Raw genomic sequence first — 12,551 nt, forward strand, 5'->3', positions numbered from 1 at the left:
CGTCCCTGTCTGCGCGTTTGACGCTCACTCGAGGAAGGTTGACATGTCCTGGCACACCGCCGCGAAGGCGTCGACGAAGTGCTGTGCTTCCTGCTCGCTGAGTACCAGCGGTGGTTGGATGCGCATGACGCGGTTGTTGTTGGCGGTGACGAAGGTGAGGATGCCGTGCTCCTTCGACAGCTTGGTGACGAAGCGCAGCACGAACATCTCTTCGAAATTCTTTTCCAGTTCGTCGATGGCTTCGCGGATCAGCCGCCTGGCCGTACCCGACATCATGCGGTAGGTGCCCATTGCGTTGCCCGGCATGCGAGTGGCGAACTCACGCACGAAGGCTTCCACGCCACCTTTGAAGCTGTTCTGGAACTCGATGGCGATCATCAGCCCGCGGCCACGCACTTCGCGAATGAACGGATAACCGGCCACGGCTTCGCTGAGTGCATCCTTGAGCATCGCGCCGACATGCGCGGCATTGCCGGCGAGATTTTCGGCCTCGAGTACATCCAGGGTCGCCAGTGCCGATGCCGCAGCCAGGTTGCCGCCGCCAAAGGTGGAGGTATGCAGGGCGAAACTGTCGATGTTGCCGTAGGCGCGGTCCCAGATATCCGCACGCGACAAGGTTGCGCCAATGGGCACGGCACCACCGGACAACGACTTGGACAGCACCAGAATATCGGGCTCGATATCTTCCCACTGGCAGGCAAACAGCTTGCCGGTGCGCCCGAGGCCAGTCTGAATCTCATCGAGAATGAGGATGCAGTCATGGTCGTTGCACAGCTCGCGGACTTGTCTGAGGTAACCGTCCGGCGGCAGCATCACTCCGCCTTCACCCTGGATGGGTTCGAGGATGAAGGCGCCGACGTCACCTTGCAGCAGGGCCGCTTCCAGCGCCCTGACATCGCCGAACGGGATCGAATCGCAGCGTGGCAGCAGTGGCTGGAAGGGCTGGCGGTGTTTGTCGCGTCCGGTAACGGAGAGGGCGCCGAGGGTTTTGCCGTGGTAGCCGTTGTCGCAGTACAGCACCCGCGAACGATCCATGGCGGCAATGGCCAGTTTCAGTGCAGCCTCCACCGCCTCCGTCCCCGAGTTGCTGAAGAACACCCGGCGCAGATTACCCGGTGCCAGCTCGCTCAGCCGCTGGGCCAGCAGGCTGGTGTGCAACGGCACCGAGACGTACTGGACGAAGGTCGGCTGTTCCTGCTGCAGGTAGCGTTGCAGCGCGGCAGTGATCCGTGGGTGGTTGTGACCGGTATTGAGGCAACCGTAACCAGCGACGAAGTCGAGATAGCGACTGCCGTCCAGATCAGTGAGCCAGCAGCCGCGGCCATGACTGAACACCCGCTCGATGTGATTGAAGGCATAGAACTCGCGAAGGATCGGATTGATGTGTTCGCCGAAGCAGCGCAACGCCTCGTTGCGCAGTTGCGCCTCGTTCTCCGTCGCCAGCGGCTCGCTGCGGGGATGATGGAAGCGCCGCAAACTGTCGAAATCCGCCTGGGTCAGACGCTCACCGTAGGACGCCATCGGCGTGGCTAACAGACCATGACCTTCGGCCAGACGACCGATCTCCAGCACCTTGTCCTCCGGTAGCTCACGGCCGATGGAGAAGGCTTCGGCGCGGCCCTCCAGACTCAGCACCAGGGTCTCCGCCAGGCAGCCGTTGAGGAACTTCTTCGGTGACAGGCTCATGCTCTCGCCCCCGAAGCGCAGCTCGGCGCCAGCCGAGACCAGGCCGCCGTCGATGATCAGAATGTCATCGCGGTCTCGCCGGTAAGGCATGACGTCACGCGGCAGTGCCGCATCCACCACCACCGAGCCCGGTGCCAGGCGATACGGATCGATGACCGCGCCGCTCGACGTGGCAGCGACATAGAAACGCAGGCTGTCATAGCAGTGGCTGATGTCGTTGCTCAGTCGCACGTTGGCGCGCATGGCCGGCGGCAGGTATTCCAGTCCCTGGCGCGCCTGCTCCTCGCCACCGCGATAGATCAGGCGCAGGCGGCAGCCGTCGCGGCCGAGCAGTCTGGCAATGGCCAGGGCGATGGAACCGGGATAACCGACCACAGCCACTTCACTGTCCGCGGGATTCACCTCCAGACGGTGCATGGCTTCCAATACGTTGCGGTAGGCCGCATACGCCGTGAGCGAGTTGCCTGTGGTGACGGGTACGCCGGTACGCTCCAGGGTTTGCAGACCACGGTTGCCGACGATGGCGGTAAAGCCGCCCAGGCCGACCAGTTGCGCGCCCTGGTCCTTCAGGCTCTCCACGGCATCGATCACGCGCCGGGCGATTGCACGCGGCTGGGCGAGCATTTCTTCAGCGGTCAGCGGCATGTAATGGACAATGCCTTCGCAGGCTGTTCCGCGTGCACTGACGATGCGCCCGAAGTCGGCAAAGGGCACCAGATTGCGCCATTGCCAGAGGTCGCGGCTGTAACCGCGATCCTGTTCGGCAATGTTGCGCTCAAGCAGGTCGAGGAGCTTGACGTGGCGCTTCAGCGCTATCGAGGTTGGGTGTGCGATGAATCCGAATTTCATGCTGCAAGCTCCGTTGTGCCGGTATCAGCGGCGGTTCCAGGCGGCTTCGGAGAGCAGGCTGAGCCCGTCTCCGTCCGAGTTGTGAGCGAGGGTGACGTCAATGATGTTGAGGCGGCTGGGGGTGGTCAGGGCGTCACGCAGGTACGACGCATCGAACTGCGTCAGGCAACTGCGATGTATGCCAAGCGCGCCGATTCGATGCATGGCCAGTGGGGGTGCGGGTTGCGGCACCGCCACCTGGCGTGCGCCGTTGTAGGCATAGCGCTTGTCCAGATAGGTCTGGATCATCGAGAGGACAGCGTTGCTCAGGTAGAACAGCGTGATGTTCCGCTTCTGCGCCTGTGGGTGCTGAGCCAGGCCGGCCGCCAGGCGCGTTTCGATGTCCGGTACCAGCGCTCGCGCACCGTCGCCGATAAACGCCAGCACATTGCCGGTGCAGGTACTGGCGATATAGGGCAGCGCCATCAGGCCATCGCCCATCAGCGCCCGGCCATACCAGCCGGAAAAGCCCGGATCGGTACGCGGTACGTTGCGCAGTGCGGAAATACCGCAGCGCCCGACGTCGTAGATGCCGGTATAGCGGTAGTCCTGATGCTCGATCAGTTCACCTATCAGGTCGCCCAGGCGCAGGAAGAAGTAATTGGCGGTCATCGGTACGGTGGCGATCTGATCCACCGGCACCGCTTCGGGGATGGTTCGTATGTTGGCAAGCTTGGCCCTGCGCTTGGCCAGCACGTCAGGATTGACCTGCAGATTGGCCTGGACATGGTCGAGGAAGCGATCCAGCGGCACATCCACCGCCAGGTCGGTAAAGGGCGAGCGGTGGCGTGGCTCATGGTTGACCTGTACCACGCGGACCTGCCGTTTCAGCTTGCCTTCGGAGAACGGTGTAGCGGCCTGATCCACCTTGCTCTTGAGAAAGAACAGGCACTGCTCATCCGGGCCGACCAGCTCATGAGCCTCGTGCAGAAAGTGGTAGATACGCCGACTGAAACCATAGAGCGACAGGGGGCCGAGGTAGTTCGCTACCGCTCGGCCCTGGTGATAGGGCGCGACGCTGCCCGGATGGGTGATGGTGTCGGCCAGTGCGATACCGGCACTCTCGGCGATGGCGTAAATCCGCTCGCGCTGGGTATCGGAAAGCGCGCCGCATTGCCAGAGCATATGCAGTGGTGCCTGGTTGATCAGGCGCAGCGCCTCGTTCAGGGCGCCCAGTTGTACCTCGCTCAAGGGCAGACTGTGGCAAGCATCGGATGTCGGCAGCGGCACGTTCAACGGCTGCAGCGGACGCGACTCCAGCACGGCCTGCGTGGCCAGTATGAACACCGGCTCTGGGCGTTCGGCGAGCATGGCGAACGCCTGTTCGAGCTTGTCGGCAACCTCGTCCACCTTGCGGATGAACACGTGACGCAAACCGCGTGAGGTGATGACCTGACGGCCATCGTGGTCCGCATCCAGGGTGCCCTGAAAGGCGAACCAGGCATTGTCCGGGCTGTCGGCGCAAATGATCAGGCCCGGCGCTCTGGCTCTTTTCAGGTTGGCCAGGGTGCCACGGAACTCGTCGATCATGCCGGAGGTGACTGCGATCACGTAGGCCCGCCCATACAGTTGCCAGCCGGCCAGCGCCGCCACCGCCAGGCTGTGCTCGTTGCAGCCGTGCAGGCTGCGTATGCTGCTGCCGGCGGTGGTTTGCTGCATCGATTGGATCAGTCCGGCCACCATGGAACCGCTATAGGCGTGGAAATCCCAGCCCTCCCGCCAGCGGTCGAACATGAAGCGCGTCACTTCGCTGGCGATGCCGACTGGCGACAGTGTTGGGCTTACCGAGCGGACCAGCCGGCGATTGAAGTGCGCATGTTCCAGATGATCCACGGCGATCCGCAGCAGATCGGCACGGCTTGCAGCCCGATCCGTCAGCAGGACGCGCAGGTGACGATTACCGCCTGCACGTGCCATCCACCCAGGCAGTGCCGTGGCCTGGCAGTAGAGCAGCGCCGAGTGTGGCGACAGTCGAGGTTCTGCGTGTCCATAACGGCAGGCCGCGAAGAGTGCCTCGAATGGGTCCTCGTCGATTTCATCCTGCGGGCCTGTATCGACGATGAACAGCTCCACCCGCGAAGGCTCGTCCAGCCTGACAAGGGCGGTTTGCGCCGCATGCGCTGTGGCGAATTGCAGCAGCTCTATTTGCAGCGGCTCTCCACGGCTCAGGGCGTTTCCCTGTAGGTAGTGTCCAGCCTGGAGCATCAGGCTCTCCAGTACCTCTGCGCTGTGCGGTCGCCGGCCCAGTGATCGGCACATGTCCCCGAAACACGCGCTGGCGCTCGGGGGGGCGGTTGTTTCGCGAGCCAGCCCGGCCCTCAACTGTTCGATCACGAACACCACATCATCGATCAGCCTTTGCTCCTGGCTGACCAGGCACACTCCCAGAACGCTTGTCATGCTGTCTTCCTCTGCACAGGGTTTTCGTTGCGGCGGTGTTTGCCGCAATCGCGTTGGCGTGCCCGATTGGCCTGTGCACAGGGCGTTTTCATGGGCAGGTCGTATTGGCTGCGCAGCGCTCGGGCGCGCCCCGCTGTCGTTCTGTGATTCGCGCCAGAGGCGGGCCGGCGAACAGGGCCAGGGCGCAGACGCCGAGCATGGCCAGGGTCAGGCCGAGGAGCATGCCGCCATAGCCCAGGTGGTCGAGGAGCAGGCCGGCGGCCACTGGCACCGCCAGGCGCGAGACCACGAACAGGCTGGTTTGCAGGCCGTAGTCGGCGGCCTGGCGTTGCTGGCGGGTGAAGAACATCATCAGGCCGAAGACCAGGCTGGAAATCGCGCCCATGGCCGCAGCCACCAGGGCTGCGCCGACCACCAGCCCGGATGTGCCGACTCCGCCCCAGACCAGAGCGGTCAGCGTGGCCAGGGCAAGCAGGGCGAAAGCGCTGAACAGCGGCACGGCGCGGGCGACCCCGAGCCAGCGCTGCAAACGCCCGCTGGCCACGCTGGACAGGGCGCCTATGACGCCGCCGCCGAATCCGGCTATCCAGGCTACCTGGGTGGCCGGCATGCCCTGATCGAGCAGCAGGGGTTTGAGGTACAGCCAACTGGCGCCAATGAACGGGAAGCAGGACAGCAGCAGGCAGGTCCACAGCATTGCGCCGGGTTGCTGGAAGTAGCCGCGCCAGCCGCTCTCACGGCTGTTGCGCGCTGCACTCAGCGGACGCGGCATCGAGCTTTCGCCGAGCAATGCAAGCAGCAGTGCGCCCAGCAGCAGAGCGGCGCTCATCAGTATGAAGGGGGCCTGCCAGCCCCAGTGTGCGTGCACCAGCAGCATCAGGCCGGCGCCGACCACGGCGGCCAGGAACAGCGCCGCCGAGCGAATGGCTCCCGCGCGCACGCGTTCGCTTTCCGGTAGCAGCTTGATCGCCAGGGCGTTGACCGGGATGTCGGTCCAGGCTGCCAGGACACCGGCGAGCAGGGTCAAGGCAAAGAACAGGGCATGCCGGTCAAGTAGCTCCTGGCGACCGACCAGCAGCAGCGTCGCCGCCAGCCCCAGGCACAGCAGCAGCGCCCAGCTTTTGTAGTGCGCCCCGGCGAAACGCCAGCGCTCTACCGGCAGCGCCAGAAGGAACTTGAACACTGCGGGCAGGCCGGCCAGTTGAAACAGACCGATCTCGGTGCCCGACCAACCGTGCTGGCGCATCACCAGCGGCATGCCGAGCAGCAGGTAGATACTCGGTAGCGCCAGGGCGAAGTTCAACCAGCCAAAGAGCATCTGGCGCCCGAGCAAACGTACTGCTTGCGCGTTCATTGCGAGGCCCTGCGGCCGATCACGGCGGTCACCGGAGTCATGGGAAATGGCACTCCGTGCAGTGTTTCCAGGGCGCTGAAACCGACGCGTTGCATGGCCTGGCGCAGACCGCCGGCATGGGTCAACTGGCGGCCGAGCATGCGCATGGACAGGTAATAGGAAAGCATCTGCCGCGCGGCGTCCCGACGCTCGGGAATCTCCGCCTGGGCACACACCAGCACGCCGCCGGGGCGCAGCGCGGCGTGAATCTTGCGCAATGCCTGATCGATGTCGGGTACGAAATGCAGCACCGAGGAACACCAGATCAGGTCATAGCCCTCGCCGAAGTCATCGCGCGTCAGGTCGCCGCTGCGGCAGCGCAGGCGTGCGCCAAGGCCGGCTACGGCGATGTTCTGTTCGGCCACGCTGATAGTCTCCGGCAGGTCGAACACCTCGCCGTGTAGCGTCGGGTTGGCCTTGGCCAGGGCGATGGCGACCAGAGCGGGACCTGCGCCCAGGTCGAGCATGCGTGTAGCGCGGGAGAACTCGGGCAGTTGCGTGATCAGTGCCAGTGCCGCCTCCACTGTTGCCGCGCGCTGCTCCTGGGCGATTTGCAGGCGTGCGGCCGCCTGCCAGTTGGCTGCGGTGCCGGTGAGCCGGGGCGCGGTGCTTGCTTCACCGCTACGCAGTTGTTCGCGCAACTGCTGGCCGAAGTGCCGCAGTGCATGCAGGCGCAGGCTCCAGGCATCGCCGCAGTGCTGAGGCGAATCCTGATCCAGATACCGAGCTGCCAGACTGGAGGCGCGATAGTGCCAGTCGGATTCGGCTTCATCAGCCTTCTGTCGTTCCAGCAGGCGCATGCTCCAGAGCATATCCAGCAGATAGGCGGTGTTCCCCGCGTGCAGGTGCAGGCGGCTCGCTACGACGCTGGCCGGCAGGGGCTCGGCCAGCAGGTTGAACAGCTTCAGCTCCAGTGCCACGCGCATGACATCAGCCTGGACCGAGGCCAGGCTCAGATCCCAATAAGGTTGCAACGGATGGCTGACAGGCGCCTTGAAAAGCAGCGTCATAGTAAATAACTCAGGCGCAGGCCGATCTCGCGTGGCGCGCTGTAGGCCCGCGCCATGCCGTTGAGGAAACCGACCGCGTCATAGCGTTTGTCGGTGGCGTTATCCACATAGGCGGACACGCCGATCTGGTCGAAGCGGTAGCCGGCGTTCAGGTCGAGCAGGGCATGGCCCGTGCGGCTGTAACGGTTGGCGGAGTCGAGATAGGTGCGTCCCACGGCACTCAGCCCGGCCTCGGCGAACCAGCCGCTGGCGGTGTCATAGCTCAGGCCCAGGTAGCCGGTGAGGTCGGGGGCGAAGGGCGCATGATTGCCTTGGTAGCGGGCGTTGCCATTCTGGAACTGCCTGAAGCGCGTACGGTTTACGCCGAGTGAGGTCTGCACACGCCAATGCTCACTGAGCAGGTAGTTGGCCTCCAGCTCCAGACCGCTGGCGCGCGCCTTGGCGGCGTTGCTGATGTAGACCACGCCGGGCTGCACGATCTGTTGCACCTGCATGTCACTGATAGCCATCCAGTAGACGGCTGCCGAGTACTGCAGACGCTGCTGCGCTGCCCAGCCCTTGATGCCGAACTCGTAGGCGTCTACCTGCTCCGGGTCGTAACCCGGATAGTCGGCTGAGGCGGCGAAGGCGTTGAAACCACCGGCGCGGTATCCCTCGGCGTAGCTGGCGTAGACCTGGGTGTCGTCAGTCAGGGCGTAGTTCAGTGCCAGCTTCGGCGTGAAACGCTGCCACTGGTCACTGCGCTTGCCGGCATTGCCGGGGGACAGGCTGACCTTGTCCCGCTCGATGCGCGCGCCGAGGGTCAGCGTCCAGCGCTCGGCCAGTGGCTGTGTCCACTGGCCGAACAGGGCGTTGGAGTTGCCAGTCAGATCCACCTCGGTGCGGGTCAGTGCCAGAGGCAGTTTCTGCCGGAAATCCAGCGAATGATCGCTGCGCTCGGCGTAGAGTCCGAGCAGCCAGTGGCTGTCGGCCCATTCACCTTCCAGGCGCAGTTCCTGAGACAGGGTGTTCAGGTGGTAGTCGCGCTCCACGTGCAGCCTGTCGAGTGGAAGGAAATCGGTGTCCTGGCGCACGCGGTCATAGAAGTCGTTGCGCGCCGTGATCGAGCGCAGTTGCAGGCCGGACTCCAGCTCATGCGTCACATCCAGCGACAGGCTGCGACCGCTGGAGTGATTCCAGCTCGACGTGCCGGAGCGCACCTCGCGGTGCGAGGAGGTGGCCGGTCCCCATTGCGAACCGCCGTCGCGGTAGTCCTGACGGCTGTAGCGCAGTGTGGCGCTGGTCGCGGCAGCGGGTGTCCAGCGCAGTACGGCGCGGCCGTTGTGCCGTTCGCGCGCGTCCTCCTTGCCGCCCCGGTAGGTGTTGTCGATGAACCCATCCTGTTCCAGCCACTCGCCGGCGAGGCCGCCGTAGAGGGTGTCGGCCACCAGCGCCTGGCTCAGGTCGAAGCGCAGCGAGCGCTTGTTGCGGCTGCCCAGAGTGGTGTCGAGCAGTGCGTAAGGTTCGTCGCCGGGCTGGCGGGTATGGATACTCATCACGCCGGCTTCGGCATTGCGCCCGTACAGGGTCGATTGCGGCCCGCGCAGGATTTCTACCCGCTCTACCCCCAGCAGGTTGTGATCGAAGCCCTGTCCCATCAGGGTCGGCACGCCATCGACCAGCATCAGCATCGAGGATGAAAATGCCGTGGCGCTGGAGGTCAGGCCGCGCACTACCGGCACGTTGGTGCCGGACTGGCCGAAGGGTTGAAAGACGAAGTTCGGCGTGCGCCGCGCCAGTGTCTGCAAGTCATTGACCCCAGCATCGCGCAGGTCGTCGCCGTGCATGACCGACAAACTGGCCGGTACTTCCTCCTGCGGCTGTGCGATCTTGTTGGCTGTGACGGTCATCGTTGGCAATTGCTGCTGTACCGACGAGAGCGCCAGCGCCGGCATGAACATGCCGACCAGCACGCCAACCTTCAGGCAGATACTGTTCTTGCTCATCTCACCTCCGAGCGATACGCATGACAGGCGCCACCACAGACGCGCTGACAAACCATATGCCTGCCACAGGAACAGGCGTTGGATGTAGCTCGGATGATATTTGCAAATAATAATGAGTATCATGAAGCTTTGTATGAAATCAGGATTTCCCCGTATCCGAACTGGAGGAAGGCCCCATGGCTGCCATGCAACGGATAACTCAGCCACATCGTCTGGCGATGAGCCAGGCGCGCCTGATCCGCCGTGAACCCTCTGGTTGGGAGCGCCAGCAACTTCCCGAGGAACTGGGCGACTGCTATTCCGAGCGTTTCGTTCTGGAAAAGGATCTGCTGCTGGTTCGTTCGCGCTATCACCCGATCCGTGATCTGATCGAGGAGACCATAAACCCCCACGACCGCCCGATATTGGTGATTACCCTCGGCTTGCAGGGACAGTCCGGTTACAAGGCGCGCAATGGCGATTCCTTGTCTTTTTGTGCCGGTTTCACCACGGTGACGGCGTTCCATGGCAGCCAGGGCGAACGCTGCTATCAGGCTGGCTGCACGGTGTCGCAGCTGCGCCTGCTGGTGGGGGAGAACACCCTGGGACGCTATCTGGGCGCCGAGCGCGCGCGGGCCTTGCTCGGTACAGGGCACATCCGTCAGCTAGCCTTTCGCAAGACTTCCGGGGCCAGCAGCGCCCATGCCGTGGCGCTGCTTCGCTATCTCAACGACCCACAGCACATCGCTGCGCTGGACATGCACATTCACAGCCTCAGTCTGCTTGCCGAGCAGCTCAATCTGCTCAGCCCGGCGACACCTGCGTCGTTGCAGTTCAGCACTCAGGACATCGAAAAACTCGACCATGTCCATGACCTGATGATCGAGCAGATCGACCAGCCGCTGACCATCGCCTATCTCTGTGCGGCGGTGGGGCTGAACGAATTCAAGCTCAAGGAAGGATTTCATTACCGATTCAAGACCACACCGCATCGCATGCTGCACGAAATGCGCATGCGCAAGGCATACGTCCTCCTGGAAAGCGGCCATCAGGTGGCTCAGGTGGCGTATCGGGTGGGGTATCGCTATCCGAACAACTTCAGTGTGGCGTTTTCCGCGTTCTTCGGGCAGGCGCCGAAGCCGGTGTTCGGTGCGCATCGGCGCAAGCAGGACGCCGAGGGCAAGGCAGGTGCACATTAGGTGCGTCCGCGCTGATCAGGAAAGGATGCCGCAGTCTCGTTGCAAACCGCGGCATGCCGGTGTTGCCGTTGCGCCAGCCTGGGCTCAGCGCTTCAGGCCGCCCAGGGTCAGCGGCATCTGACGGTTCACATCCTTGTACAGCAGGTAGCGGAAGCGGCTCGGGCCGCCGGCGTAGCAGGCCTGCGGGCAGAAGGCGCGCAGCCACATGAAGTCGCCGGCTTCCACTTCGACCCAGTCCTGGTTCAGGCGATACACCGCCTTGCCTTCGAGCACGTACAGGCCGTGTTCCATGACGTGGGTTTCGGCGAAGGGGATCACGCCACCCGGCTCGAAGTTGACGATGTTGACGTGCATGTCATGGCGCATGTCGCTGATCTCGACGAAGCGCGTGGTGCTCCAGCGGCCTTCGGTGCCCGGCATGACGATCGGTTCGATGTCCTGTTCGTTGGTGACGAAGGCTTCCGGGTAAGGCACGCCTTCGACCGGCTGATAAGCCTTGCGCAGCCAGTGGAAGCGCACGGCTTCACTGCTGTTGTTGCGCAGCGACCAATCGCTCTGCGGCGGGATGAAGGCGTAGCTGCCCGGACGCATGGCGTGCTGGGTGCCATTGAGGGTCAGGCTGAATTCGCCTTCGACGACGAAGATCACGCCTTCGGCAGTGGCGTCCAGCTCGGGCTTGTTGCTGCCGCCGTTCGGGCCGACCTCGACGATGTACTGCGAGAAGGTCTCGGCGAAACCGGTCAGCGGGCGGGCGATGACCCACATGCGCATGTTGTCCCAGAACGGCAGGTGGCTGGTGACGATGTCACGCATCACGCCTTTGGGGATCACGGCGTAGGCTTCGGTGAACATGGCGCGGTCTGTCAGCAGTTGATCCTGACCTGGGTGACCGCCATGCGGTGCGTAGTAGTAGGGCGATTTGCTCATCGAGAGATTGCCTCGGCGGGTGAATGGCGCGGGGTTCGATCCCCGAGCGGGAAATTGGCTCCCAAGCACTATAGGAATTCGCGGCTGGATTCGGAAATTAAATAGTAGAATGCCTGTCAGTGGCTTTCATGATGAGTGGCGACATGCTCGATCCCGTGCTGTTACGCAGTTTTCTCGCCGTGGTACAGACCGGTGGTTTCACCCGCGCGGCTGCCAGTCTGCACCTGACGCAATCGACTGTCAGCCAGCAGGTACGGCGCCTGGAGGAACAGCTCGGTGCGGAGCTGCTCGACCGCAGTGGTCGCTACGTGGTGACCACCACCGAGGGCGAGCGCCTGCTCGGGTACGCCAATCGCATCGTCGCATTGATGGACGAAGCGATGCTGGCGCTGGGGCAAAGTGCGGTGGAAGGCGAAGTGCGCCTCGGCGTACCGGACGACTTCGCTGCCAACAGCCTGACGCCTTATCTGGCGGATTTCGCCGACGCGCACCCGGGCATTCGTCTGGAGATCACCAGCGGCCTGAGTCATGACGTGTGGCGCGCGTTCAACGCGGGTGAGCTGGATCTGGCGCTGATCAAGCAGCGCGCCGGTAGCGCCAAGGGCCTGGCCAGTTGGGCCGAACCGCTGGCCTGGCTCGACAGTCGTGCGCGCCCGGTGCTGGCGCGTAACCCGGTACCGCTGGCTGTGTTCCCGCCCAACGGCCTGTACCGTCTGGAGATGACTCACGCGCTGGACGCCATGGGCAAGCCCTGGCGCATTGCCTATGTCAGCAGCAGCCTGCCCGGCGTCAGCGCTGCTGCAGAAGGAGGGCTGGGTCTGACCCTGTTGCCGCGCCGCTTGATCACTGCCGCGCACCGCGAACTGGACGAGGCCGAAGGTTTCGCCCCGGTGGCGCCGGTGGAAGTGGCCCTGCATGCGCGCAACCAGCTACCCGGTTACGCGCGGGAGTTGGCGGCGGCGTTGATCGAGGCCTGCGAAGGGATCATGAGCCAGTAGGCTGTCGCGGGGCCGGGTAGGGTGCGCCGTGCGCACCAGCTTCCTGCCCGCCACGGCCGGTGCGCGCGGCCGTGGCGGGGCCGCGA

The 12,551-nt window shown here is 64.0% G+C and carries 8 protein-coding genes; 2 read left to right on the forward strand and 6 right to left on the reverse strand.

Annotated features, from left to right (window positions below):
• Window positions 1–24 precede the first annotated feature (24 nt).
• The 5 genes from ACN0X6_RS00955 to ACN0X6_RS00975 all read right to left on the reverse strand — a co-directional run bounded on the left by ACN0X6_RS00955 (window position 25) and on the right by ACN0X6_RS00975 (window position 9,362).
• Entirely contained in the window at window positions 25–2,535 is a 2,511-nt protein-coding gene (locus tag ACN0X6_RS00955; RefSeq protein ID WP_417701332.1) for an aminotransferase class III-fold pyridoxal phosphate-dependent enzyme, read from the reverse strand.
• Between the two features lie 24 nt (window positions 2,536–2,559).
• Window positions 2,560–4,974, reverse strand: coding sequence for a decarboxylase (locus ACN0X6_RS00960; protein WP_417701334.1), 2,415 nt, complete (start codon window positions 4,972–4,974; stop codon window positions 2,560–2,562).
• A gap of 88 nt (window positions 4,975–5,062) precedes the next feature.
• Window positions 5,063–6,328 (reverse strand): MFS transporter, encoded by a 1,266-nt coding sequence (locus ACN0X6_RS00965; protein WP_417701335.1) that lies wholly within the window; start codon window positions 6,326–6,328, stop codon window positions 5,063–5,065.
• Window positions 6,325–7,377 carry a methyltransferase gene (locus ACN0X6_RS00970; protein WP_417701337.1) on the reverse strand — a complete coding sequence of 351 codons (1,053 nt, stop codon included), beginning with the start codon at window positions 7,375–7,377 and terminating at the stop codon, window positions 6,325–6,327. The genes ACN0X6_RS00965 and ACN0X6_RS00970 overlap by 4 nt, the downstream gene beginning before the upstream one ends.
• Window positions 7,374–9,362, reverse strand: a complete 1,989-nt coding sequence (locus ACN0X6_RS00975) for a TonB-dependent receptor (protein ID WP_417701339.1) — start codon at window positions 9,360–9,362, stop codon at window positions 7,374–7,376. The genes ACN0X6_RS00970 and ACN0X6_RS00975 overlap by 4 nt, the downstream gene beginning before the upstream one ends.
• Before the next feature lie 176 nt (window positions 9,363–9,538).
• On the opposite strand from ACN0X6_RS00975, the gene ACN0X6_RS00980 reads away from it, so the two are divergent.
• A complete protein-coding gene (locus ACN0X6_RS00980) occupies window positions 9,539–10,540 on the forward strand; it encodes a helix-turn-helix transcriptional regulator (RefSeq protein WP_417701341.1) in 1,002 nt (333 codons plus the stop codon).
• An 84-nt stretch (window positions 10,541–10,624) separates the two neighbouring features.
• On the opposite strand, the gene ACN0X6_RS00985 is transcribed toward ACN0X6_RS00980, so the two are convergent.
• On the reverse strand, window positions 10,625–11,467 hold the full coding sequence (locus tag ACN0X6_RS00985) for a bifunctional allantoicase/(S)-ureidoglycine aminohydrolase (protein WP_307317030.1): 843 nt from the start codon (window positions 11,465–11,467) through the stop codon (window positions 10,625–10,627).
• Window positions 11,468–11,610: 143 nt separating this feature from the next.
• Here ACN0X6_RS00985 and ACN0X6_RS00990 point away from each other — a divergent pair, with 143 nt between their 5' ends.
• A complete protein-coding gene (locus tag ACN0X6_RS00990; protein ID WP_417701344.1) occupies window positions 11,611–12,465 on the forward strand; it encodes a LysR substrate-binding domain-containing protein in 855 nt (284 codons plus the stop codon).
• Window positions 12,466–12,551 lie beyond the last annotated feature (86 nt).

The organism is Pseudomonas sp. (genome assembly GCF_048269965.1).
In the GTDB taxonomy this organism is placed as follows: Bacteria; Pseudomonadota; Gammaproteobacteria; order Pseudomonadales; family Pseudomonadaceae; genus Aquipseudomonas.